This is a genomic window from Flavobacterium sp. (assembly GCF_035299245.1).
Taxonomy (GTDB): Bacteria; Bacteroidota; Bacteroidia; order Flavobacteriales; family Flavobacteriaceae; genus Flavobacterium.
In genome coordinates, this window is sequence record NZ_DATGWY010000004.1 from 44,081 (window position 1) to 69,399 (window position 25,319).

Annotated in this window: 18 protein-coding genes; 2 read left to right on the plus strand and 16 right to left on the minus strand. The window is 36.7% G+C overall.

Annotated features, from left to right (window positions below; all coding sequences use genetic code 11):
- Nucleotides 1-332: 332 nt before the first annotated feature.
- Genes VK161_RS01885 through VK161_RS01895 form a run of 3 tightly spaced genes read right to left on the minus strand, consistent with a single transcriptional unit; the run spans nucleotide 333 to nucleotide 9,713 of the window.
- The gene (locus VK161_RS01885) at nucleotides 333-2,201 is read right to left on the minus strand and encodes an OmpA family protein (protein ID WP_324213055.1); all 1,869 of its coding nucleotides are present in this window, start codon (nucleotides 2,199-2,201) and stop codon (nucleotides 333-335) included.
- A gap of 19 nt (nucleotides 2,202-2,220) precedes the next feature.
- Nucleotides 2,221-3,138 (minus strand): type IX secretion system membrane protein PorP/SprF, encoded by a 918-nt coding sequence (locus VK161_RS01890; protein ID WP_324213056.1) that lies wholly within the window; start codon nucleotides 3,136-3,138, stop codon nucleotides 2,221-2,223.
- A 35-nt stretch (nucleotides 3,139-3,173) separates the two neighbouring features.
- Complete coding sequence (locus VK161_RS01895; protein WP_324213057.1) at nucleotides 3,174-9,713, minus strand: fibronectin type III domain-containing protein; 6,540 nt, start codon at nucleotides 9,711-9,713, stop codon at nucleotides 3,174-3,176.
- Between the two features lie 183 nt (nucleotides 9,714-9,896).
- On the opposite strand from VK161_RS01895, the gene hflX reads away from it, so the two are divergent.
- Nucleotides 9,897-11,117, plus strand: coding sequence for a GTPase HflX (gene hflX, locus VK161_RS01900; protein ID WP_324213058.1), 1,221 nt, complete (start codon nucleotides 9,897-9,899; stop codon nucleotides 11,115-11,117).
- 201 nt (nucleotides 11,118-11,318) lie between these two features.
- Here the strand turns inward: hflX and VK161_RS01905 are convergent, their stop codons facing one another.
- The 6 genes from VK161_RS01905 to VK161_RS01930 form a co-directional block, all read right to left on the minus strand.
- Nucleotides 11,319-12,227, minus strand: coding sequence for a DUF3078 domain-containing protein (locus VK161_RS01905; RefSeq protein ID WP_324213059.1), 909 nt, complete (start codon nucleotides 12,225-12,227; stop codon nucleotides 11,319-11,321).
- A gap of 98 nt (nucleotides 12,228-12,325) precedes the next feature.
- Entirely contained in the window at nucleotides 12,326-12,832 is a 507-nt protein-coding gene (locus tag VK161_RS01910; protein ID WP_324213060.1) for a DUF2480 family protein, read from the minus strand.
- A gap of 75 nt (nucleotides 12,833-12,907) precedes the next feature.
- Nucleotides 12,908-13,231 carry an SUF system Fe-S cluster assembly protein gene (locus tag VK161_RS01915; RefSeq protein WP_324213061.1) on the minus strand — a complete coding sequence of 108 codons (324 nt, stop codon included), beginning with the start codon at nucleotides 13,229-13,231 and terminating at the stop codon, nucleotides 12,908-12,910.
- Between the two features lie 72 nt (nucleotides 13,232-13,303).
- Nucleotides 13,304-13,732 carry a SufE family protein gene (locus tag VK161_RS01920; RefSeq protein WP_324213062.1) on the minus strand — a complete coding sequence of 143 codons (429 nt, stop codon included), beginning with the start codon at nucleotides 13,730-13,732 and terminating at the stop codon, nucleotides 13,304-13,306.
- Nucleotides 13,725-14,159 (minus strand): hypothetical protein, encoded by a 435-nt coding sequence (locus VK161_RS01925; RefSeq protein WP_324213063.1) that lies wholly within the window; start codon nucleotides 14,157-14,159, stop codon nucleotides 13,725-13,727. Before VK161_RS01925 ends, VK161_RS01920 begins: the two co-directional genes overlap by 8 nt.
- An 11-nt stretch (nucleotides 14,160-14,170) precedes the next feature.
- Nucleotides 14,171-15,391: a cysteine desulfurase gene (locus tag VK161_RS01930; protein ID WP_324213064.1), complete on the minus strand. Its 1,221-nt coding sequence runs from the start codon at nucleotides 15,389-15,391 to the stop codon at nucleotides 14,171-14,173.
- Between the two features lie 191 nt (nucleotides 15,392-15,582).
- On the opposite strand from VK161_RS01930, the gene VK161_RS01935 reads away from it, so the two are divergent.
- Nucleotides 15,583-16,941: a serine hydrolase gene (locus VK161_RS01935; protein WP_324213065.1), complete on the plus strand. Its 1,359-nt coding sequence runs from the start codon at nucleotides 15,583-15,585 to the stop codon at nucleotides 16,939-16,941.
- 101 nt (nucleotides 16,942-17,042) lie between these two features.
- Here VK161_RS01935 and sufD read toward each other — a convergent pair whose 3' ends face one another.
- The 7 genes from sufD to VK161_RS01970 all read right to left on the minus strand — a co-directional run bounded on the left by sufD (nucleotide 17,043) and on the right by VK161_RS01970 (nucleotide 25,316).
- Nucleotides 17,043-18,359, minus strand: a complete 1,317-nt coding sequence (gene sufD, locus VK161_RS01940) for a Fe-S cluster assembly protein SufD (RefSeq protein ID WP_324213066.1) — start codon at nucleotides 18,357-18,359, stop codon at nucleotides 17,043-17,045.
- 69 nt (nucleotides 18,360-18,428) lie between these two features.
- Entirely contained in the window at nucleotides 18,429-19,178 is a 750-nt protein-coding gene (sufC, locus tag VK161_RS01945; protein ID WP_324213067.1) for a Fe-S cluster assembly ATPase SufC, read from the minus strand.
- A gap of 10 nt (nucleotides 19,179-19,188) precedes the next feature.
- Nucleotides 19,189-19,593, minus strand: coding sequence for a hypothetical protein (locus VK161_RS01950; protein ID WP_324213068.1), 405 nt, complete (start codon nucleotides 19,591-19,593; stop codon nucleotides 19,189-19,191).
- 11 nt (nucleotides 19,594-19,604) lie between these two features.
- Nucleotides 19,605-21,053, minus strand: coding sequence for a Fe-S cluster assembly protein SufB (sufB, locus tag VK161_RS01955; protein ID WP_324213069.1), 1,449 nt, complete (start codon nucleotides 21,051-21,053; stop codon nucleotides 19,605-19,607).
- A gap of 65 nt (nucleotides 21,054-21,118) precedes the next feature.
- A complete protein-coding gene (locus VK161_RS01960) occupies nucleotides 21,119-21,448 on the minus strand; it encodes an iron-sulfur cluster assembly accessory protein (protein ID WP_324213070.1) in 330 nt (109 codons plus the stop codon).
- 176 nt (nucleotides 21,449-21,624) lie between these two features.
- A complete protein-coding gene (locus VK161_RS01965; RefSeq protein ID WP_324213071.1) occupies nucleotides 21,625-23,733 on the minus strand; it encodes a tail fiber domain-containing protein in 2,109 nt (702 codons plus the stop codon).
- Nucleotides 23,733-25,316: a T9SS type A sorting domain-containing protein gene (locus VK161_RS01970; RefSeq protein WP_324213072.1), complete on the minus strand. Its 1,584-nt coding sequence runs from the start codon at nucleotides 25,314-25,316 to the stop codon at nucleotides 23,733-23,735. Before VK161_RS01970 ends, VK161_RS01965 begins: the two co-directional genes overlap by 1 nt.
- Nucleotides 25,317-25,319: the final 3 nt, after the last annotated feature.

A 25,319-nucleotide genomic window follows, 5' to 3' on the forward strand; every position in this document is an offset into this window, starting at 1 on the left:
TTGAGAAGAAAAAACGAATGTATTGTATTTAACCATATACGAACTGATTAAAATGCACATAGAATGCAAATCCAAAAAAAGGGCAAATACATTTGTTGGTACGGCATCGAATGCAATCCTAAAATATTAAAAAACATTCAACTGTAGAACACTCAAAAATTCAATTGATAAATTACTCAATAAACCTCTTAATTAATATTCATTACTAATTAAGACAAAATTTGAATCAAAGAATTAAGTAATTTCTATTCACTATTGAACAAATTTTGGTAAAGAAAAAACCATCCCGAAACAAATCAGGATGGTTTTTTAAATTAATAATTTATGATCTTTTATTTCTTAACGATCATGAACTCTGAACGTCTGTTTTGAGCGTGTTGTTCTTCGGTACATTCTGTACATGGAACTTTCAACTCAGACTCACCAAATCCTTTTCCAGTAATTCTAGAAGCATCTATGCCTTTAGAAATAATATACTGAACTGTTGATTTAGCTCTTCTATCGGAAAGACTTAAGTTGTATGAATCGCTTCCTCTGCTATCTGTATGTGATTTAGCGAAAATAACCATCTCATTGTTGTTTTTCATTACTTGAACTAACTTATCCAATTCGAAAGCACCTTCTTGAGTGATGTTGCTTTTGTCGTATTCAAAATAAATTGGGTTTAAGATGATTTCTGTTGGTGTAACAATAACATCAATTGGTTGTAATTTAGCGTCAATCTTAGCTTCTGGTCCTTTAGATTTACCAACAGGGAATGAATTCCCTTCAAAACCATCTTTTGAAGCTTGGATAGTATAGTCTTTATCACATTCAACTTTAAAACTTACTTCACCTTTAGAATTAGAAGTTTCAGTTGAAATTACATTCTTTTTACTGTCTAAGATAGAAACTTTAGCATCTGCTAAAACAGCACCTGTTTTCGCATTGGTAACGATTGTCAATACATCTACTGCACAGATTGGAGTAGCACCAAAGATATCGTCGTTTCCGTTACGGTTACTTGAGAAGAATCCTCTGTTTTTCTCTTTATTAAAAGTAAATCCGAAATCGTCTTTTTCGCTGTTAATTGGTTTGCCCATATTAGATGCTTCAGAACCACTTGATAAATCTACTTTATAAACATCTAAACCTCCCAATCCTTGTCTTCCTGCAGAAGCAAAGTAAAGAGTTTTGTTGTCATCAGCAATAAAAGGGAAGCTTTCATTGCCTTCTGTATTTACTTTTGAACCTAGATTTTCTGGTGTTCCATAACTTCCGTCACCATTAACGGCTACCTTCCAAATATCAACACCACCTAAACTTCCTGGCATATTTGAAGAAAAGTAAAGTGTTTTACCATCTCTGCTAATGCTTGGATTACTTAAAGAATACTCTTTGCTGTTGAAGGGTAATGGTTTGATGTTGCCCCAAGTTTCTCCTGATTTAGTCGCTGTGTATAAATTATTTTTACCCAACTTCAATTTGTTTGCTTTATCTTTTTCGAAAAGATTTTCTCTAAAACTATCACTAGAAAAATACATAGTATTTCCATCGCTTGTAATAGTTACTGGACCATCATGGTATTGAGAATTCAATTCGGTTATTGGAGTTGCTTCAGAGAAATTACCACCATCACCCAAGGTTGATTTGTAAACATCTAAGAACGGTTCTTCATTCCAACCGTAATTTTTTCTAGCAGTATTTCTTGCCGTTGTGAAGTACAAATCGTTATTATACATCACCGCACCGAAATCAGATTTATCACTACTTACTTCAAGAGATTTTGCAGTATAACCAGATTCTTTACTAACTAATTTTGGAACATAATTTGGATTTTCTTTAAATGCTTTTGCACGTAAATCATTTGGAGCTAAAGCTGCAAATTTACTCATTTGCTTGTTGGCTTCTTCGTACTTCCCATTTGCTTTCAACATTTGAGCATATCTAAAATACGTTTCTGCATCCTGATTAGTCTCGGTTGCCTTGGCGTACCAAGTTGCCGCTTCAGTAGTATTGAACATGTTGTAATAAGTGTCAGCTAATTGTTTGTAAACATAACTGTCTCCTTTACCATTGTCAACTAATTTTTGATACTCTTTTGCAGCATCAACGTACTCGTATCGGCTGTATAATTTATCTGCTGTTTTAGTGTCTTTATTTTGAGCGATAAGACTAGTGCTTATCAAACCAAAACTTAATGCTATATATAGATTTTTCATTTTTTACTGTCTTTTTATGTTAGAAATATCTTGGAGATTGTGATACTTTTTTCGGGAAATTTAAATCAAATAACAACATAAACTCGTGAGAAGCTGGTGTTACAACATTTAAATCAGACACAATATGGTCGTATGCATAGCCTAATCTTAAATTAGGTGTGATCGCGTAATTAACCATAGCTCCAAATGAATCTTCAAATCTATAGGTCGCTCCGATTTCAAATTTTTGATAAAACAAAAAGTTAGTTGAAACATCAAAAGATGTTGGAGCATTAAATGCAGATTTAACCATTGCAAAAGGTTTGAATTTTACATTGTTGTTAATGTCAAAAACATAACCTCCTGTTAAGAAATAGTGCAGGGTTTCGGTACCAAACTTTCTTCCGTTGAAATCAAGGTGAGTTGATTTTAACATATTGGGTACCGAAAACGAAACGTAGTATTTATTTGTGTAATAAAAAACTCCCGTACCTAAATTCATAAAAGTATTATTCGTATTGGAAGCAAAAGCATCATCTCCTGCATCTGGAACATTATTAAATACCTCATCTAACAATCCTACTTTGTGGAAAGTAGCACCTGCTTTAAGACCCAAGGCCAATCTATGTTCTCCACCCATGTTTAATGTATAAGAGAAATCTCCATAAATATTGGTTTCTTCAACAGGTCCGATTTGATCATTAATTGCAGATAAACCTAAACCTACGTTTTTACCAACTGGGCTATGAGCAAAGAAAGTTCCCGTTGAAGGAGCATCTTCAATCTCAACCCATTGCTTTCTGTAAAGTAAACCTCCTGAAAGATTCTCTTTAGACCCTGCATAGGCTGGATTTATTACACTTAAATTATACATATACTGAGTATAATGCGGATCTTGCTGAGCGCTTACATCAATGAAAGCTAATGCAAACATGGTTAAGAAATATAATTTTTTCATTTTTTTGTAATTTATCATTGTTAGATTGTATTTGATTAGTTAGCGTTTCTATTGATGTATACCCAACCCGATTTAGCCTCACCATTACTTCTTTCAATTACGTAATAATAAGTTCCATCTGGTAGCTCGTTACCATTATCTGATTTTCCATCCCATTCATTAACGTAATTGCCTTTAGAGTATACAATAGTACCATAACGGTTGTAGATATTCAATTGAGTTACGTTAAATCCTGTTAAATTGAAAGTATCATTATCTCCATCACCGTTTGGTGAAATTCCTTTAGGAATTATACACAATACATCAACGGCTTGATAGAAAGACTCTGTTGAACATGCTCCGCTTGGATTTGGAACAGATATCACACAAGAATAAGAGCCTGAACTTGAAATTACTTGAGTTGCATCACTTCCTAGAGGAGTTGAGCCATTGAACCATTGATATTCAGCATTAGCTGGAATAGTTCCTGTAGCAACAAATAAAGTAAACACTGGACCAATACAATCGCCATCTAATGTAAACACTGGACTTTCAGAAATTGTAACTTCAAAACTAGTCTGAGCGTCACATCCTGTTAAAGTACTTTGTGCATAGACATAAATTGTTTGACTAGAAGTTACTGTCGAACCTACAGCCAACTGTGTGCCGCCTCCATTAGGTTGTGTAAAATAGTTACCAACTGATAATGCCGGTAAAGTATAACTATCACAAGCTGTAACTGAACTGATTGGTACAACTACTGGTCGCGGAACTATAGTCACTGTGAAAGAACTTTCGTCAGTACAGTTAGGCGTTGTACCTGTTTGTGCATAAATGTAAATAGTTTGTGATGTTGTTATAGTCGAACCAGCTGCTAGTAGGGTTCCTGTTCCACCTGAACCTGTGAAATAACTATTATTAGCATTTAAACTTGGTAAAGTATAACTATCACAACTAGTAACATTTGATAGTGTTTGAGCTGTTATTGAATTAATTGTAATTGTAAAGCTATTTTCTGCCATACAATTTGGACTCGAGCCACTTTGAGCATAAACATAAACTGTTTGCGAACTAGTAATTACTGTTCCTGCTGCCAATTGAGTTCCTAATCCACCTGATTGTGTATAGTAATTACCTACTGTCAATGTTGGTAAAGTATAACTATTACATGCCACAACATCAGTTGGAGCATCAGGCACTGGAGTATTATAAATTGTAACCACAAAGTCGTTTTCAGCAGTACAATTTGGAACAGTTCCAGATTGAGCAAACACATAAATTGTTTGTGTACTTGTAATTACAGTTCCTGCTGGTAACAATGTTCCTGTTCCATTTGGTCCAGTATAATATTCATTTCCGCTTGATAATGCAGGTAAAGTATAGCTATCACAAGCAAATACATCATTTGGATTATCTGCAACAACTGAATTAATAGTTACTGTGAATGAATCTTCATCTGTACAAACTCCATCAACAGCATATACATAAATCAACTGAGTAGAAGTTATTAAATCTCCTGCATTCAATTGTGTCCCTGTTCCACCTGTTCCTGTAAAATAATTTCCTAGAGCAAGTGTTGGTAAAGTATAGCTTCCACAATAAGAACCACTTGTTGGAGCTGTAACCACTAAACTTCCGATGGTAACTTCGAAACTAGTTTCAGTAAAACAATTTGGTGTAGTAGCTGATTGAGCATAAACATAAATTGTTTGTGTTGAAGAAATTGAGTCACCAGAATTTAGTTGTGTTCCTGTTCCACCAGGACCAGTAAAGTAATTACCAGTTGTTAAAGCTGGCAAGATATAATTACCACACTGTGATACATTTGCTAACGTATCGGCTTGTGGAGTTGTGTTAATTGTAACTGTGAAACTATCTTCATCAGTACAGTTTCCATCCACTGCATAGACATATATTAATTGAGTAGAAGTAATCGAATCTCCTGCATTCAATTGAGTTCCTGAACCACCTGCTCCAGTAAAATAATTTCCTATTGAAAGTGATGGTAAAGTATAGCTATCACAATAGGCGGCTGTAGGCGGCGGAGTGACTTCTAATGTTCCTAAAGAAACTGTGAAACTTGATTCAGTAAAACAAGCTGGATTTGTTCCTTGTGCATAAATATAGATAGTTTGTGATGATGAAATAGCATCTCCAGCATTCAATTGAGTTCCTGTTCCGCCCGATCCTGTAAAGTAATTTCCAACTGTTAGTGTTGGTAATATATAATTAGAACATTGTGAAATGTTTGGTAAAACCTCTACTTGAGGTGTTGGTTCAATTGTTACTGTGAACATTCTCTCATCAGTACAAATTCCATTATTTGCAAAAACATAAATTGTTTGCGAAGTTGTTAATACATCACCAGCATTTAATTGAGTTCCTGTTCCACCTGTTTCAGTGAAATAGTTCCCTACAGTTAATACAGGTAAAGTGTAATTATTACAAACCGTTATGTTAGGTTGGAAATCAACTGTTGGTCTCTGTAAAATTTCAACTTGAGTAGTTGTACTAAATGCAGGACAACCGCCAATAGCTGGCACTGTGTAGGTTACTGTGTAAATACCTGCAGCACTAATTCCAGGGATAATTGATCCATTTATTGGACTTATAAATAATCCACTTGGTGTAGAAGAATAAGTTCCTCCTGATGTTCCTGTTACTGTAACATCAATAGGAGTATTAGTATTATTACAATAAGTAGTTGCTGGGTATGCAATAGTAGCATTTGCAGGAGCAGTGATAATAACCGTTCTAGTAGTCACAATCGAAGGAATGTTGGTACAAACTCCTCCTGTACTTGTTTGAGTGGTACTAGTAACGATGTAAGTTCCAGGTGCACTTGCTGATAAATCAATTGTACCTGTAACGCTATCAATAGATAATCCAGAAGGTGTTGCTGTATAAGTACCCGCAGAAGCTCCAGGAGCTAAAACAGGTGTTGGATCAGTTCCGTCTTGGCAGTAACTTGTTAATGGATAATTGAAAGTATTAATTGGGAAACACTCTGTTGTTCCTCCGCCAGTATTGGTTTGAGTAAATGTTACAAATCCTGGTTGGTTGGAGAAATTAGTAATCATTACTACATATACTTCACACAATTGAGCGTTTGGTATACACATAATTTCAGTTGGCGCTGCAGAATAACTACATGCATGTAACGTAGGTCCACAACCTTGAGCTGGAGTTAATGCTGGTAAAATCCCTGGTAAAGGATTAGCAGGTACTCCTGAACAAGCAGTAGATAAATCTGTAAATGGTCCCCAAGCTACGTAATCAACGTCTCTAGGAGTTCCATTATTATCCACTTGAGAAATCAAATAACTCAATGGTCCAGCCTGGTTTACTTGTAAAAAGAAGAAAGCTGGGTTTGGTGATGTAAATAAACATCCTATCTGACCTAAACTTGGAATGTTTGTTGAATTTTGATACGTTACTGTTTGTCCAGTACAGAAAGCTGGTGCTTCAGTACAAGGTAGAGTTCCAATACAAAGATTAAAGTTAGCAAACTGTGGTAACGTTGAATTTGAATACACTCTTACGTAATAAACATTTCCTGGAATCAAGTTAGCCGCAGTATTACATCCAACTTCTGTTAAAGTTCCACAGTCAGTTCCAGTGAATATTGCATACTCTAAATCTGTATTTGCAGGTACTAAGTTATTAAAAGAGATAATGTGAGTTACAGAAGTTGCAGTAAAACTGAACCAAACATCATCATTAGCTGCTCCTGGACACGTTGTCGGAGGTAATGAACCAGTTGCTCCAATCAAAGTTCCTGGAGTAGTTTGCACACAATTTAAATTCTGATTTACAATTGCAGGAGTTGCTCCAGCACAATCATCGTTAAGCGGCAATGACCCAAATGTAAATGGTGAAGACCACTCACTAATATCATTAGCAGCACAAATACCTCTTACATAGAATGTATAAGCTGTCCCAGGAGTAAGACCTGTCACTAAATAAGGATTAGCTGTAGTTGGTATACCTGGAGTACCCGCAGTTGGAGGTGCTGAACCAAAAGGTACTACAATTATTTCCCATGCAGTTGCTGAACCTACTTCTGTCCATCCTAATAATGCAGAAGAAGTTGTTACACTTGTAGCGGTTAATTGAACTGGTTTTGGACACGTTGGTGCTGGTGAACAAGTCACATTGGCAACCCAACCTGGTCTATTTACTGAACCGTCACTTCTAAATCTAAATGTTAAACATCCATTTGGACCAGGGATTGATGAAACAAATGGACCTGGTATTTCAGTTCCCCAAAAAGAACCTGGAACACCTCCTGGAACAAATCCAGCACCGTTCGCACTAGCAATTTGTGGCGCGGCAATTGAGTTCCCATCAAAAACATATAATCCATCCCAGTTGGTTTCGGTATCAAATTGTGTAAAAGTAACAGTAACTAAATCGTTAGGTCCTGTTGGACAAATTGTAACTGTATAATCTGTACCATTAGCATAATTGGCATTGGCACCCGCTGGATCTGTAAAAATACCTCCACATGCTGGCGGCGTTGGCTGAGTTGTAATGTTTGCTCCAGCAGACCATAAACTTGAGTCAGTATCAGAACAAACCGCTCTAACATATAATGTATAACATGTATCTGCGGTTAGATTTGTAAATGTATAAGGATTATTGGTAGTAGCAATCCATCCTGGCGTTGTCGCATCTGGCGCTGGTGAACCACATGGTAATGCTAAAACATTAAAAGTGGTTGCAGTACTGTTATTTGTCCATCCTAAAGTAGCATTAGTTGAAGTAACTGTAGATGTTACTAAAGCTGTTGGTCTTGGACATGTCGGCGCTGGACCACAAATAACATTAGCAATCCAACCTGTACCAGTAACACTCCCATCAGATGTAAACACAAAAGTCAAACATCCTCCTGGTGCTGATGATGTAATATCATTAGGAATAGCATTTCCAGTAAAGTTTCCGATTTGTGGGAATGAAGCATCTGGACCGTCATACACTCTTAAGAAGTCAAAGTTATTTTCTAATTGGAATGCCGTGAAAGAAACAGTAACTAAATCAGTCCCTGTAGGACAAATAGTAGTTGTAACATTTGCACCATTAGCGTAGTTACCATTGGCTCCTCCTGGATCTGTAAAAGTTCCTCCACATGCTGGTGGTGTTGGTTGTGTTGTGATGTTAACACCTACAGACCATAAACTGATATCTGTATCCGAACATGCTGCTCTAACATATAATGTATAACAAGTGTCAGGATTTAAAGAGGTAAAAGTATATGGATTATTTGTAGTTGAAACCCATCCTGTAGTTGAAGCATCTGGCGCTGGCGAACCACATGGTAGAGCTAAAACGTGAAAAGTTGTCGCTGAACTATTATTGGTGAAAGCTAAAGTAGCATTGGTAGAAGTAACCGCTGAAGTTACTAATGCGGTTGGTTTAGGACAAGTTGGCGCTGGTGCACAAGTTACATTGGCAATCCAACCAGCAGCAGTAACACTTCCGTCAGATGTGAACACAAAAGTTAAACATTGTCCTGGAGCTGCAGAGGTAACTTCTGGTGGAATTGCATTTCCTGCAAATGTTCCTAAAACTGGACCGCCCGTTCCTGTTCCTGCGTAAACTGTTAAATCATCACAACATGCTTCTGTTGCAAATGAAGTAAAAGTAACTGTAACTAAATCTGTTGAATTATCAGGACAAATTGTAGTAGTTACATTTAAGTTATTTGCGTAATTACCTGTTGGTCCTCCTGGATCAACAAAGTTACCACCACAAACTGGAGGCAAAGTAGAAGTTGTATAACAAAATGGACCTGCCCAAGCACTTGAAGATGCCGAACAAATTGCTCTTACATAAAAACAATAATTTGTGTTTGGTGATAATCCTGTTTGATTAAAATTATTTGATGAAGATGTTCCTGTAGCAACACCTGTAGGAGTTGCTGTAGCTAAAAGATGTTCAATTTCAAAAGTTGTTCCTGTTCCTGACCATGATAAGGTTGCAGAAGTTGACAAAGGAGCAGAAGCTAAAGCTGTTGGATCTAAACATTTTTCGTTCATTTGAACATTATCCAAAAGCCATCTATCTCCGTTTAAACCCGTACCTGTTTGAGTGTTTTTCATTACAAAAGCAATGTACACGTTCAACCCTTCATAAGCAACTGGCACATTTATTACCTTCTCTTCATACACGTTAAAAACTGCAGACAACTGATCTTCGTTGTATTCTTGAAGTAAAATATAACCATTTGGATCATTTTGAGCACCTGCAGTAACTGGTTTAATTTTTACTTGGTAAAGAGTTCCTGCATTACCCGCCGTAAAAGTTCTAGAAAAAAAGCGAATTTCTGAATTGGGTTGAACAAAAACAGAAGGTGTAGCTAAATGCTCTTCTGTAGTTACTCCGGCTCCAATATTTTGTCTATTCATGTAAGCAGCCAAAGCTCCTTGGTATGAATTTACGTTAGTTGACCAGTCAACAGTTCCTCCAACACCAGTGTCAAAAGTAGCCCAGTTTGTTGGTGGAAAAGTAGCACCTTCAAATCCTTCAAGAGCTAATTGAGAATAGCCCAAAAAAGAAGAAAGAAAGGCAAAAAGTAACAATGTAATTTTCCTCATTTTAATTTTTTTAAGTTTATTGATTAGTAGTTTGATTTATTAACTCCCAAATTTAAAAAATTTTGCGAAATATGTATTAAAAATGTCGGCTTTAACCCTACTTTCTGTTAATCAGTTAGATTTTATCGACGAAATACAAATTTAATCGTTGAGAATCACTATTTTTGTTCCATAATTTAGTGTATGTTAGAAAAAGAAAAGAAAAATTTCGAGAAAACTGTCCTTGTAGGAGTAGTAACTCAGAGTCAAGCCGAAGAAAAGTTAAAAGAATATTTAGATGAATTGGAGTTTTTGACTTTTACTGCTGGTGGTGAAGTTATAAAACGCTTCTGGCAAAAAATGGATCGCCCAAATCCTAAAACCTTTCTCGGCACAGGAAAAATGGATGAGATTCACATGTATGTAAAGGAAAATGACATTACTACTGTTATATTTGATGATGAACTATCACCATCTCAGCAGAAAAATATTTCAAAATTGTTGGATTGTAAAGTTCTCGATCGAACCAACCTTATCTTGGATATTTTTGCTCAAAGAGCGGAAACATCGTACGCAAGAACTCAGGTAGAATTGGCTCAATGCCAGTATTTATTACCACGATTATCGGGAATGTGGACGCACCTTGAACGTCAAAAAGGAGGAATTGGTTTGCGTGGTCCAGGTGAAACAGAAATTGAAACCGACCGTCGTATTGTACGCGATCGAATTGCGTTGTTAAAAGACAAAATCAAAACCATTGATAAACAAATGTCGGTTCAGCGAAGTAATCGCGGTGCTATGGTACGTGTGGCGTTGGTGGGTTATACCAACGTTGGAAAATCAACTTTAATGAATGTAATTAGCAAAAGTGAAGTTTTTGTAGAAAATAAGCTTTTTGCTACTTTAGATACAACAGTTCGAAAAGTAGTTATTGGGAATTTGCCCTTTTTACTTTCGGATACGGTTGGTTTTATAAGAAAACTTCCTACGCAATTGGTAGAGTCGTTTAAAAGCACTTTGGATGAAGTTCGCGAAGCCGATTTACTACTTCATGTTGTTGACATTTCGCATCCCGACTTTGAAGATCATATTGAATCGGTGAATCAGATTTTGTTGGACATTAAAAGTAATAATAAGCCAACGATAATGGTATTCAACAAAATTGATGCTTACCAACATTTGACGATTGATGAAGACGATTTAATGACTGAAAAAACGACCAAACACTATACTTTGGAAGAATGGAAGCAAACGTGGATGTCAAAAATGGGTAAAGACAATGCGCTATTCATTTCGGCGATCAACAAGGAAAACTTTGAGACGTTTAGAGAAGTAGTGTATGAAAAAGTACGTGAAATTCACGTAACTCGTTTTCCTTATAACAAGTTTTTATATCCTGATTTTAAAGATATTGTTCTGGACTAACGCGGTTTGCGATAGCGATTGCAATGAAAAGCCCGGAACAAAAAAAGAGTGTGTTTCTTGGCGTAAAAAAGCGACTGAAAGAAGCTGTTTTTACGACTTAGAAACACCTCTTTTTTGTGAGGACTTGTAATGAAAAGCGCGGTCATTCGCCCCAAAAAAACCTCCCAAAAATTGGAAGGTTTTATAGCGTTTTAAACGATTTTATAATCCGAAATTCACACCCAATCCGAATACCTCTCTTACTTGTACTTTTGAAATGGCATTTTCATCGTAAATGGTTTGTAGTGCTACGTTGGCCGACATGTATTTGTTGATTTTCATTACCAAATTCATCTGATAATCGATGTCGATATTTTGCGATTTATCCAAATAATTGGAGTACAAATTCAGGATGTTTTCCATGGTTACATTTTCCATTAACGTCAGTTTGTAATACGCATTTACTGCAGCTCCAAATTCGAAACGTGTGGTTTCATTTCCTTTCACCCCAAAATACGTTACTCCTTCTGGTAACCCTTCAGTAAATTCGCCGTGAACAATAATTAAACGTGAGGTTGCAGGCGCAATATTTACTTTTAGATTATCGCTTTTTTTCCACAACATACCTGGACCAACTTGCAAATAAGCAGGCGAAAAGAAGTGGGAAATTTTAGCACCTGTCGCAGCATCAAAACCAGAATCCATTTGCGTTTTAAAGTTCAAAAATCCCGAGTAATACCAATTGCTTTCTCCTGCTTTTTGACCGTACAAAGAGGTGAATTCGATTCGGTCATCCGACTTGGTGATGTCTTGATCTTTTAGTTTTGTCAAACCGTAAGCAACGATTAATTTATTGTCCCAAACCGATCGTTTTGACGAATAATTGTAATCGTAGTTGATTCCGATGTTTCCTGCAATATTAGAAGTCCCGCCCGCAAGCCATTCGTTGTTGAAGGCTGATTGATTGAAAAGAAAGGTGAAGTTTCCGCCGCGTTTCCAACCTAATTTGGTGGTGTCTATTGCTTTCCCAGCCGCTTCTGCAGTTTTTTTAAGTGCTTCTTTTTCGTTGGTTTGTGCAATTGTATTTCCTATTGAAAACAATAGTACCGTTGCTAATAATACATTTTTCATTGTTTTAGTTTTTAAATTCCCGGGCGCAAAGGTAAAAATACCTCTGATTTTAACAAATTTTAAAACAAATGTAAACCGCTGAAAATGTAGAATTTATACTACTTTGATTTTTTGAATAATGGCACGGCTGAGCATGCTTCGCCATACATAATACTTTTGGCTTGCGGTTGAAGGTATTGTGCTGCCAAAACGTAAGCGCTTTCAGGAACTGGTTTTTTAGAGCAACCTTTGATGATTACAGGCTTATCGTGATAGGTAGAATAGTCTAGTTTTAATAGAATTTCTTGATACAAAGCGGATTCTAGATCGGAAACTGTTCCCAAAATCACTTTTTGTGCAAACGGAGCAACGTGGGTGGTTACTAAAATACTTGCCCAAGCAGGAATAATAGCATCTGTAGAACAGTGAACGGCAACAAAATGATTTTGGTATTGAGCCCAATCGTGATTTTTCAGTGCTTCGCGAAAGTCTTTTTCTTTCAGTAAAAAACCCTCAAAAAGCCATTGCGAAATATCGATTTGAGTTCGAATTCCGTTAGGATAATAGTCTTCCAAGTCGAACACTTCGAGGGTTGAATTGGCTACTCTGTTGATGATTTCGTCCATGATAAAGTTTATGGTCTTTAAGTTTGTAGTTTATGGTTTTAGAACGAAAAACGATAAACTACAAACCATAAACCTTTATAGCATTCCTAATTCTAATTTGGCTTCTTCACTCATTAAATCTTTGCTCCATGGCGGATCAAAAGTGATTTCCACTTCGCACGATTTTACGGTGTCTATTTTGGTGATTTTTTCTTCTACTTCACGCGGTAAAGTCTCAGCCACTGGGCAATTGGGTGATGTTAAGGTCATCAGCACTTTTACTTCGTTGGCTTCGTTAATCATCACGTCGTAAATCAATCCCAATTCGTAGATGTCTACCGGAATTTCAGGATCGTAAATGCCTTTAAGCACTTTTACTACGTTTTCTCCTAAGTTGATATCGTCTTTAAATTCTTCCATAATTCATTGCGAGGCACGAAGCAATCTCATTATTTTAATTATTAATTTTTTTGCCACAAAGGCACTAAGTTCTTAATTCTTATTACTAAACGCCAAAGCGTACATTTTTATTTGTTTGATCATCGATACCAAACCATTGGCGCGGGTTGGTGAAAGGTGTTCTTTTAATCCAATTTCATCTATAAAATCAGTATTAGCATCTAAAATATCCGCTGCTTTTTGATTGGAAAATGCTCTAATCAAAATGGCGATGATTCCTTTGGTCAAAATGGCATCGCTATCGGCAGTGAATACTATTTTATCGTTTTCTTGCTCAGCGTGAACCCAAACTTTCGATTGGCATCCTTTGATGATGTTGTCTTCCGTTTTGTACTGCTCGTCTATTAAAGGTAATCCTTTGCCCAAATCGATGATGTATTCGTAGCGTTGCATCCAATCATCAAACATCGAAAACTCGTCTACTATTTCGTCTTGTATTTCTTTTATAGTCCTACTACTCATCTTTGCTCAAACTGGTAATTTTATTTACTAATTTTTCAATTTCTGCTGGTGGAAATCCGTGGTCAAAAGTTACCGTTTGGTATTCTTTATCTTGGTGTTTTACTTTCACATCGGCCATTGCTGCACCATCATAAAATCGTTTTTGAGTTGGATCTTTATACGTTGCCAAACTGTCTAATTCAACCGTTTCAAAATAGGTTACCAACTCTTTCCAATCGGCATCAGAAATGGCTGAAGGTGTTCCTTTTTCAGTTGAATTTCGATCGGTAGAAACAAAAACTTCTTTATTTTGAATCGTGATTTTTTTGTAAAATCCTCGGGTATTCGCCGTATATTCGATTGTGGTATTTGCCATATCATTTTTGGTTTCCTGCGAACAACCTTTTCCTAAGAAAATAGTTAATACTACTACTATAAGTGTTTTCATTTTTATGTTTTTTAAGACAACATTGTTTTTGCCTTTTTGACTGCTTCCACAAAGATATCAATTTCCTCTTTAGTATTGTAAAAAGCAAAACTGGCTCTTATGGTTCCTGGAATTTTATAAAAATCCATGATCGGTTGGGCACAATGATGTCCGGTTCGTACTGCTATACCTAATTTATCGATAATCGTGCCAATGTCGTAAGGATGAATTCCGTTGATGTTGAACGAAATCACAGAAGCTTTCTGATTCAAATCTTTTGTTCCGTAAATTTCAACACCTTCTATTTCGAGCAATTTTTGCGTTCCGTATTCTAACAATTCTCGTTCTTGTTGAGCTATGTTATCAAAACCCACTTCGTTCATGTAGTCAACGGCCGTTCCAAAGGCAATTCCGCCACAAATATTAGGTGTTCCTGCTTCAAATTTATGAGGTAAATCGGCATAGGTAGTTTTTTCAAAAGTAACCGTTGCAATCATTTCGCCTCCGCCTTTGTACGGTGGTAATTTACGTAACCATTCTTCTTTTCCGTACAACATTCCCACTCCAGTTGGACCACACATTTTATGAGCCGAAGTCACATAAAAATCAACATTCAATGCCTGAACATCGGGTTTTAAGTGCGGACAAGCCTGAGCACCATCAATCAAAACAGCAGCGCCTACTTGATGTGCTTTTTCGATGATGAATTCAATCGGATTGATCGTTCCCAATGCATTGGAAATGTGGTTGCAAAAAACGATTTTAGTCTTATCCGAAAGTAATTTTTCGTATTCCTCCATAAGTAATTCGCCATCATAATTCATCGGAATGACTTTGAGAATCGCTCCAGTATGTTCGCACAACATTTGCCACGGAACAATATTGCTGTGATGCTCTAGTGCCGAAACAATTACCTCATCGCCTTTTTGTAATAAGGAAGCAAAACCATTAGCTACCAAATTAATACTTTCGGTTGTGCCTGAAGTAAAGATGATTTCGTAATTATGTTTGGCGTTAAAGTGATGCTGAATTTTGGTGCGTGCTTGTTCATAAGCATCGGTTGCCATTTGACTGAGTGTATGAACACCACGGTGAATGTTGGCGTTGTACCGTGAATAGTAATCCACAATAGCATCAATAACCACTTGAGGTGTTTGAGAAGTCGCTCCGTTATCAAAATAAACCAAAGGTTTTCCGTTGACTTTTTGCGAAAGAATCGGGAAATCGGCGCGTATTTTTTGTAAATCTAACATTGTATTATTTAGAATTTTTCTAAATACAAAAGTAGTAAAATTGAAACTGATTTTTACCAAACAGATGTTAATAATTTAGACGTAACTTTAACACAGATTCCACAAACTATCACAGATGTATTTGACTTTAGTTTGTGTAAATCTGTGCAATGTGTGTTTATTATTTTGTATTTTGCATAAAATTTATTCCTATGAAAAAATTCCTCAAAATTTTCGCTTTACTACTTTTAATAGTGGTTATTTATTTGCGAATTGCTATTTACCCGCAACTCGATTTGATTTCGGGCTTTTCCTCTAAAAGTGTGGCTTCAGGACATTTTTTGGATAACCGAAGTTTGGAAACCATTCAACAAGGTGATAACGACATTGACAAAGTAGATTGGGCGACTAATGTAATTGATGATAAAGGCCAATTTGCAACGGCAACCGTATACGGATTGAAAGAGCGCAAAGCCATTTACAGAGAAGGTTTGGGTGCGACTTTAATCAACGATGATTTTGATGTAACAAAGCCTTATTTGGTTCCGAAACGAACACAACTCAAAAACAACTTGCCTTTTCCTTACGGGAATAACGAGCCAACTGATTCCGTTTTTTCGAATGTTGATTACAAAAAATTAAATTCAGTTGTTGAAAATGCTTTTGATGCAAAAGGTAAAAAAGACAAGCGAACACGTTCGGTAATCGTTATTTACAAAGACAAAATCATCGCTGAAAAATACGCCGATGGTTTTGACAAAAACTCTCGAATTTTAGGTTGGTCAATGACCAAAAGCTTAACGGGAACTTTCTTTGGAATTCTGCAAAAACAAGGCAAAATCGACATTATGAAACCTGCGCCAATTGCTGAGTGGAAAAACGATGAACGATCAAAAATCACCCTCAACGATTTGCTCCACATGAACTCAGGTTTAGAATGGGAAGAAGATTACAGCAAAATTTCGGATGTGACTAAAATGCTTTTCATTGCTGAAGACATGACGACTCCACAGATTGACAAACCGTTGGTTGGAAAACCCAATAGCACTTGGAATTACTCATCGGGAACGACCAATTTGTTGAGTGGCATTTTGAGAAAACAATTCAAAACGCATCAAGAATACTTAGACTTTTGGTACAGTAGTTTGTTTGATAAAATCGGAATGCATTCGGCTTTGGTGGAAGTGGATATGAAAGGGAATTTTGTAGGTTCGTCTTACGGTTGGGCAACAACACGCGATTGGGCTAAATTTGGCTTACTCTATTTGCACAAAGGCAATTGGAACGGCGAGCAAATTTTTGACGAAAGTTGGTCGAAATACGTATCAACTCCAACCAACACTTCCAACGGGCAATACGGCGCACAATTCTGGCTCAATGCTGGCGGAAAATTCCCCAATGCTCCAAAAGACATGTATTATGCCAGTGGTTACCAAGGTCAAATGGTGGCGATTTTCCCAAGTCACGATTTAGTGATTGTTCGAATGGGTTTAAAAGAAGATCCTGAATTTGATTTTAATGGGTTGTTGAGTGGCGTTGTTTCTTGTCTAACCGCAAAGAGCACAAAGTAAAAATCGCAAAGAGCGCAAAAGTAAAAAACCTTGCGCTCTTTGCGTAAATCATAGCGAACCTTGCGGTTAATTTATTGTGATTACTTCGATTCTCGTAACAACTACAAATCAAACCCCAAATTCACGCCCAATTTGGTAGCAATGATTTTGGTGATGCGTTGTTTTAGTTCAGGTATTTTGATGCTCTCGATGACTTCGTTAGAGAATGCATACATCAATAAAGCTTTGGCTTCTTTTTTCGGGATTCCGCGTTGTTGCATGTAAAACATCGCGCTTTCGTCCAATTGTCCAATCGTGCAACCGTGTGAACATTTCACATCATCAGCAAAAATTTCCAATTGTGGTTTGGCGTTGATGGTCGCTTTATCACCTAATAAAATATTGTTGTTTTGTTGGAACGCGTCGGTTTTCTGAGCTTCTTTTTCTACGAAAATTTTCCCGTTGAAAACACCAGTCGAACTATCAGCCAAAATGGTTTTGTAGTTCTGATGACTTTCGCAGTTGGGTGTTGCGTGGTTAACCAAGGTGTAATGATCAACGTGTTGCTTATCGCCAATAATAGTAATTCCTTTTAATGTTGAGTCAATTCGTTCGCCAAAATGATAGAAATTCAGATTGTTTCGGGTAATGTTTCCTCCGAAAGAAAAAGTATGAACTGATACTCTACTTTCCTGTTTTTGAGAAATGTACGTATTGTCAATCAAATTGGCCGATTGCAAATCGTTTTGGATTTTGTAGTAATCGACTATCGCACGTTTTTGAGCAAAAATTTCAGTCACAGAATTGGTCAACACTGGGTTTTCATTCAGACTTTGATGGCGTTCGATGATTTGTACGTGAGCATTTTCGCCAACAATTACCAAATTACGTGGTTGTACCATCAACGCATCTTCTTTTCCTGTCGAGAAATAGATGATTTCAATGGGTTTTTCAACCACTTTACTTTTCGGAATGTTGATGTACGCTCCTTCATTCGCGAAAGCGGTATTCAACGTAGTCAAACTCTCGTCTTTGCTAGCAATTTGGTTGAAATATTCGTCGATTACCATTTTGTATTTGGGTTTATTCAATGCCGATGACATCAAGCAAACGTCCAAACCTTCGTGCGTAGTAGCCGAAAGAAATGAGCTGTATTTTCCGTCGATGAAAATGACTTTGTACGTATCAATTTCGTGTAAAAAATACTTCTTTACCTCAGCAAATTCAATAGCATTTTCGTGTTTTGGGAAAACGGTGAAATTATTTTTCAAAACCGAATTCAACGAAGTGTATTTCCAAGCTTCCTCCTTTTTGGTTGGGAAACCTTTATTTTCAAAGTTTTTTATCGCCGAAGTACGCACATCATGAAGCTGAGAATGAACATCAATTTGTTCTTCAAAAGCCATGAACGACGATACTAATTTTTCTTTTAAATCCATTTTTTGTGTTTATGGTTTATGGTTTTTAGTTTATGGTTGCGAGAACAATAAACAATAAACTACAAACAGTTAGACCAACTCACTTTTAATCCAATCGTATCCTTTTTCTTCCAACTCGTAAGCCAATTCTTTTCCGCCTGATTTTACGATTTTTCCGTCCATTAAAACGTGTACGAAATCGGGAATAATGTAATCCAACAAACGTTGATAGTGTGTAATCACTAATACGGCGTTGTTTTCGTTTTTCAACTTATTCACACCATTAGCCACGATTCGCAATGCATCGATGTCCAAGCCCGAATCGGTTTCGTCCAAAATCGCGATTTTTGGTTCCAACATCGCCATTTGAAAGATTTCGTTACGTTTCTTTTCACCGCCCGAAAAACCTTCGTTTAATGAGCGTGACAAAAACTTACGATCGATTTCTAGTAATTCTGATTTTTCACGAATTAATTTCAACATTTCGTTGGCTGGCATTTCCTCTTTCCCGTTGGCTTTACGGCTTTCGTTAATGGCGGTTTTCATGAAATTGGTCACTGAAACACCCGGAATTTCAACTGGATATTGAAACGACAAGAAAACACCTTTGTGAGCGCGCTCTTCTGGTGCCAATTCTGAAATATCTTCGCCTTCCAAAAGGATTTCGCCTTCGGTAACTTCGTAATTTTCATTACCCGCAATAATCGACGAAAGAGTTGATTTTCCAGCTCCATTTGGTCCCATAATCGCGTGTACTTCACCTGCTTTAATTTCGAGGTTAATTCCTTTCAATATTTCTTTATCTTCAACTGAAGCGTGTAGATTTTTTATACTTAACATTGTCTGTTTTTTATTGAAAATTCTGTGATTGTTCTTCTGTTATTTTGTTCTTCTTCTCTGGAACGATTTCTAAAAAGAAGTAAACTATTTCGGATACTATACCTGTAAAAACAAAAAGCAATACCCACATTAAAATTTTGTTATTTGTATCGTTCTTGTTTGATTTTACTAAATGGATGATGTCGAAAATTTTTACTCCAATGGCAACGAGTATTGAAACAATTATGATTAAAAATGCTCCAATAAAACCACTTATAAATTGCGCTGGATTTGGCGGATTGTTTCCATTATTTTCTATGCTCTCAATATTTCCAATGATGAACACAAAAAAGAAAACGAAGTAGGAAATGAACCCTAAAATGGGTAAGAAATGTAAAATTCCGATAAGAGTCTTTTGGCCTTTAGATAATTGCATGATTTATAATTTTAACCCACCGAACCTTCGAGTGAAATCTCAAGTAATTTTTGAGCTTCAACAGCAAATTCCATCGGTAATTTATTCAATACGTCTTTACTAAAACCATTCACAATTAATGCAATGGCTTTTTCTGTTGGGATTCCGCGTTGGTTACAATAAAACACTTGGTCTTCTCCGATTTTTGAAGTGGTTGCTTCATGTTCGATTTTAGCAGACGAATTTTTACTTTCGATGTATGGAAACGTATGAGCTCCGCAATTATTTCCCATCAACAAACTGTCGCATTGTGAGAAGTTACGAGCATTTTCGGCGTTGGCGCTAATTCGAACCAAACCGCGGTAGCTGTTTTGTGATTTTCCTGCTGAAATACCTTTAGAAATAATAGTCGATTTGGTGTTTTTACCTAAATGAATCATTTTGGTTCCCGTATCGGCTTGTTGGAAATTATTGGTCACTGCAATCGAATAAAATTCACCCACCGAGTTGTCACCTTTCAACACACAAGAAGGATATTTCCAAGTCACCGCTGAACCTGTTTCTACTTGTGTCCACGAAATTTTAGCGTTTTTCTCGCACAAACCTCTTTTGGTCACAAAATTATAGACTCCACCTTTTCCTTCTTTATTGCCTGGATACCAGTTTTGTACGGTTGAATATTTGATTTCAGCATCGTCTAGAGCAATCAATTCAACCACAGCGGCGTGCAATTGATTTTCATCGCGACTTGGCGCTGTACAACCTTCTAGATACGACACATAACTGCCTTCATCGGCAATTAAAAGTGTGCGCTCAAATTGTCCTGTTCCTGCTTGATTAATACGGAAATAAGTTGATAATTCCATCGGGCATTTTACGCCTTTTGGAATGTAACAAAAACTTCCATCAGAGAAAACGGCCGAGTTGAGAGCAGCATAAAAATTGTCTCTTTGTGGCACAACGGTTCCGAGGTATTTCTGAACCAATTCAGGATGTTCTTTTATCGCTTCAGAAATTGGACAAAAAATAATTCCTTTTTCGGATAATGTTTTTTTGAACGTAGTAGCAACCGAAACCGAATCGACCACAATATCCATGGCCACGTTGTTCATCATTTTTTGTTCATCAACTGAAATTCCCAGCTTTTTGTACATCGCTAATAATTCCGGATCAACATCGTCTAATGTTTTATTCGGATCGGCTTTTTTGGGTGCCGAATAATACGAAATAGCTTGAAAATCGGGTTTTTCGTAGTGTACGTTGGCCCATTCAGGTTCAATCATTTCAGTCCAAGCGCGAAACGCTTCCAAACGCCATTGAGTCATCCATTCGGGCTCGTCTTTCTTTTTAGAAATAGCGCGAACGATGTCTTCATTAAGTCCGATTGGAAAAGTTTCCGAATCCAAATCGGTATAAAAACCGTATTCGTATTCTTTATTTTCGAGTTCGACTTTTAAGTCTTCTTCTGTGTACTTGCTCATGTTACTTTTTTTTAACCCTCGAAGGGTTCAAAACCCTTCGAGGGTTATATTTTAAACCGCTACTACTATAGTGAGAATGATTCACCACATCCGCAAGTTCTACTTGCATTCGGATTATTAAAAACAAATCCTTTTCCGTTCAAACCACCAGAAAATTCTAGAATGGTTCCAGCCAAATAAAGGAATGATTTTTTTTCTACGGCAATTTTCACGTTATTATCTTCAAAAACCTTGTCGTTTTCTCCGAGTTCTTTGTCGAATTTCAATTCATACGACAAACCCGAGCAACCACCGCTTTTTACGCCAACGCGAACGTAATGTTGGTTGGCATCAAAACCATCGTCGTTCATCATTTCGATGATTTTTTTGCTTGCTGTATCAGAAACTTTGATCATAGCTTATTTTGATTTTGTCTAAATTAACGGCAAAGTTACTACAATTATCCATTTTTTCCACAAATCGTAACATTTTTATAACTAATGTTAGGATAGAAAAAATTGATTTCAAGAAAAAACCCTCAAATCAAAAATTCAAATGAGGATTTCAAGAAAAAAACTACTAATTTATTGAATTATTTTTCTTTGTTTTCCAATAGTTGTACTCGTGTCAATAACTGTTCAATTATGTTCTGTTGTTCTTTGTTAGCCTCAATTAATAATGGTATAAGCGCCGAATAGTTGACAAATAATTCCGACGAATCATTAACCTCCACTGCTTCTGGAACTACTTCAAGGAGTTCTTGCGCCAAAACACCTATTGCTTTTTTGGGCTTTTCGTTTTTGAGTCGTTCTTCTTCATTAATTACAAAATCATACGAATACCCTGAAATTTGCTTAATGGTTTGTAAAGCATTGGAAAGAGGCGCAATGTTCTCTTTTTTATTCCTGTCTGAAACTTGAAAATACTGCCCGTTTTGATCAATATAAGCGCGTTCTGCTCCATTATCATAAGGGTTTCCGTTGTTGTCGGACCAAAAATCTTCATCCAAAAACCGCACTAAACGTCCAAAATCGGCTGGAGCCCAAATCGCTATATTATCTCCATCACCTCTAATTCCGCCTGTTTCATTGATGTTTTCGCGTGAAGCCATTAAAAATTCATTACCGCCAACGCCAAAAAATAGGTTATTATCCGTTTGATGGATGTATCGGTTATCGTTTTTGATGACAGCTTCATTGTTGGAAGTGGAGACTTTATTGATGCGAAACTCACCATTCACTTTTACTACATCATTATCAAATTCGCCATAAATCAACGGCAAATTAGAATTAGTGTTTTCAATAAAAAGTCGATTGGATGCAGCCAGATTTTCACCCGATTGATTGCCTATTAAAACATTTCCTGTTCCAGCACTCGATCGTCCACTAGCATAGCCCAAGTAAACATTTTGACTGCCTGAAAGTAAATTTTGACCTGCAAAATTTCCTACTACCGTATTTTGCTCACCCGAAGTTAAAAATCTTAGGGCACAATATCCTAGTGCAGCATTATTACTTTGAAAGGTATTCTGTTCTAAACTAAAATTACCGATTGCTATGTTTTGACTTCCTTGGGTATTTAAGTTTAACGACGACCCTAAACTAGTATTGTTGTTTCCCGTAGTATTTGATAGAAGAGAACCAAAACCTATACCGGTATTTTGCCCGCCATTGGAGTTATTTCGCAAAGCCGAAGAACCTAAAGCTGTATTGTTATTTCCATTATTTACATTTAAAGTATTAAATCCAAAAGCGGTGTTGGCTGAACCCAATCGATTGCTTCCGAGTCCAAAAGAAGTATTTTGAAGTAAAGCTTCTGTTATTGTTCCAGCAAAAATGTTGTTTCGTTTAAAAATTAGATCCGCATCGTTTGTGGAACCAATAAAATCTAATGTTTCATTTACAACATTTCCAGTTGTAAGCCAAGCTCCTGAAAGGTTTGGGCTTTGCCAAGTTGCGACACCATTTGCGTCTGAGGTTAAAACACGTCCGTTGTCTTGAGTTCCATTCTCAAAACGAACCGAACCTACAACGTGTAGCGTATTGGTTGGATTAGGTGTGGCAATTCCAGTATTTCCTGAAATATCCCAGGTTATCAAATCAAATGCGCCAGGTGTCGGTCCATGTGAGAGTCCGAATTTACCGCTATTTTTGTTTTCCAAATGAAACCATGCGCCACCATTACCCGGGAAAAAAGTAAGTTGACCTTTGGTGTCAAAATTTTGTCCCAATGCCGCTCTGCCTCGCACATGAAGTGGAAAAAGTGGTGTATCTATACCAATTCCGTTATTACCAAAAGTATATTTGTTATCGGTCGTATTCATGGGTGTTTGATTCGTGCCAACGGTTAAAAAATCGACGTCGGGTTTTGTCGTAACTGATTTCCACGAGGTTGTTGCCTCATCCCAATAGTAAAATCCGGGTAAATTGGTGCCAATCGTATTTTTTAAATATACCAACATTCCTTGCTGAGCTGAAGTTGGATTTGTTGATGGAAAAGTATCTATTTTCGGTACTAAAATTCCGTCTGTAGCTGTTGGATTGGCTTCATTAGCCGTTTTAATTTCGAACAAAGCATTTGGAGTACTGGTGTTGATTCCGACTTGTGAAAACGAAACCTGACTCAGTATCAAAAGAATTAAAAATCGTTTCATTGTGGTGTTGGGTTTTACTATTTTTGGATGACTATAACTGAATCGCATTACTTTTTAATCAACTTAAAATTCTGTACACTATTCGATTCATGATCTTTAACTTTCAACATATAAATTCCTGCTGTCAAGTGCGAAACATCGATGGTTTTTTGATTGAGGAAATGCGCTACTTTCTCACCGATTAGATTGTACATTTCAAGAGTGAAATCGGATTCGTTGTCCAATTCAATTGTAATAACATCTTTTGTAGGATTTGGGAAAATGGTCACTTTGTTTTTTTGAATGGCTTGGTTTGAAAGTGATTGTTCGGCTATTCGATAGGTTTTGATGCCACCGAAGGTTCCATCTGAGGTTGCAGTAAAATAAATGAATCCATTGTATTCGAAAAAACCAGTGGGTTCAGAACTCAATGTTCCAGATGCAATGTCTGCAAGTAATGAAACAGTGTCAGAAGCAGTATCCACTTTCCATAATTCAGAACCTGTGGTGGGATTGAATAAACTGAAATAAATTATTCCGTTGTAATAGAACAATTCAATGGAATTTAAATAACTACCAGGTATTGTTGTTACTGCTGTTGTGCCCTCTTCAGTGCCGTTGGTTTTCCATATTTGAGTAGTTCCCGGATTTTCACTAAGTCCTTGCGTAAAATATAAAAGTGAATCCACGTTGGTGAAACTATCCGGACCAAAATTAGCATTGTTTCCAACATTAATATCTTTTACCATCATGGTTCCAGAAGCCGATCCGTTGGTCTTCCAAACTTCGTATCCATAATTAATGTCTCGCGCAGAAAAATAAACATCCGTTCCTACTTTGGTGAATTTTGTAGGTGATGAACTGCTTAAATTTGAGAAAGGATTATCATTTAATGTATAAATATCCCTTATCATTTTTGTCTCTGGGAAGGTTCCGTCACTTGTCCAAAGTTCTCCTCCAAAATCGGCTGAAAAACCATTAAAATAAATCGTGCCTTCAATATTTTTTGGAAGTCGCATTTGTGGAATATCTAAAGAATTTGTCCCCGAATTAATGTCTTTTATCAATTCGTTCACCACACCATTCGAACGCCAAATTCCCCATCCAGAACTTGTTTTAGCATTAAAAATAACTTCATCATCATCTAAGGTAGCGATTCCATCAACGTCTACAAAAGTAGTTGTTGGTGTTACCATTGACTCACTATTGGGTGTTGTCAGTGTTTTCCAAAGAGAATGACAGCAACTGCTTCCTGCTGAACCTTCAGAAAAGAAAATAAATTGTCCCGCTTTGGTAAAATTTTTGGGGTTTGTAACTTGATTATTACTAACAATAGCATACGTTCCTACAGCAGTACCATCAGTTCTCCATATTTGATTAGTATTGGCTTGAAAATAAACTACATCATCTATCAATGTTAGAAAATTAGGCGAACTGCTTGAGGCGCCGATATTCATGTCTTTTAAAATCATAGTTCCTGCTGATGTACCATCAGAAACCCATAATTCGGCACCAAATTCTGGTGTGCTGTGTGTAAAAATAATTTTGTTGCTGACTTTTGTTTTATTTCCCCAACTAAAATTGGAAACAACCTCAACTTGAGCATAACTTTGTAAGGCAATAAATAGGATGATGAATGTAATTTTTTTCATGTT

Bases quoted from the DNA above. Each gene is read 5' to 3' on its own strand.
- VK161_RS01885 (WP_324213055.1), bottom strand. From the start codon at position 2,201: ATGAAAAATCTATATATAGCATTAAGTTTTGGTTTGATAAGCACTAGT.
- VK161_RS01890 (WP_324213056.1), bottom strand. From the start codon at position 3,138: ATGAAAAAATTATATTTCTTAACCATGTTTGCATTAGCTTTCATTGAT.
- VK161_RS01895 (WP_324213057.1), bottom strand. From the start codon at position 9,713: ATGAGGAAAATTACATTGTTACTTTTTGCCTTTCTTTCTTCTTTTTTG.
- hflX (WP_324213058.1), top strand. From the start codon at position 9,897: ATGTTAGAAAAAGAAAAGAAAAATTTCGAGAAAACTGTCCTTGTAGGA.
- VK161_RS01905 (WP_324213059.1), bottom strand. From the start codon at position 12,227: ATGAAAAATGTATTATTAGCAACGGTACTATTGTTTTCAATAGGAAAT.
- VK161_RS01910 (WP_324213060.1), bottom strand. From the start codon at position 12,832: ATGGACGAAATCATCAACAGAGTAGCCAATTCAACCCTCGAAGTGTTC.
- VK161_RS01915 (WP_324213061.1), bottom strand. From the start codon at position 13,231: ATGGAAGAATTTAAAGACGATATCAACTTAGGAGAAAACGTAGTAAAA.
- VK161_RS01920 (WP_324213062.1), bottom strand. From the start codon at position 13,732: ATGAGTAGTAGGACTATAAAAGAAATACAAGACGAAATAGTAGACGAG.
- VK161_RS01925 (WP_324213063.1), bottom strand. From the start codon at position 14,159: ATGAAAACACTTATAGTAGTAGTATTAACTATTTTCTTAGGAAAAGGT.
- VK161_RS01930 (WP_324213064.1), bottom strand. From the start codon at position 15,391: ATGTTAGATTTACAAAAAATACGCGCCGATTTCCCGATTCTTTCGCAA.
- VK161_RS01935 (WP_324213065.1), top strand. From the start codon at position 15,583: ATGAAAAAATTCCTCAAAATTTTCGCTTTACTACTTTTAATAGTGGTT.
- sufD (WP_324213066.1), bottom strand. From the start codon at position 18,359: ATGGATTTAAAAGAAAAATTAGTATCGTCGTTCATGGCTTTTGAAGAA.
- sufC (WP_324213067.1), bottom strand. From the start codon at position 19,178: ATGTTAAGTATAAAAAATCTACACGCTTCAGTTGAAGATAAAGAAATA.
- VK161_RS01950 (WP_324213068.1), bottom strand. From the start codon at position 19,593: ATGCAATTATCTAAAGGCCAAAAGACTCTTATCGGAATTTTACATTTC.
- sufB (WP_324213069.1), bottom strand. From the start codon at position 21,053: ATGAGCAAGTACACAGAAGAAGACTTAAAAGTCGAACTCGAAAATAAA.
- VK161_RS01960 (WP_324213070.1), bottom strand. From the start codon at position 21,448: ATGATCAAAGTTTCTGATACAGCAAGCAAAAAAATCATCGAAATGATG.
- VK161_RS01965 (WP_324213071.1), bottom strand. From the start codon at position 23,733: ATGCGATTCAGTTATAGTCATCCAAAAATAGTAAAACCCAACACCACA.
- VK161_RS01970 (WP_324213072.1), bottom strand. From the start codon at position 25,316: ATGAAAAAAATTACATTCATCATCCTATTTATTGCCTTACAAAGTTAT.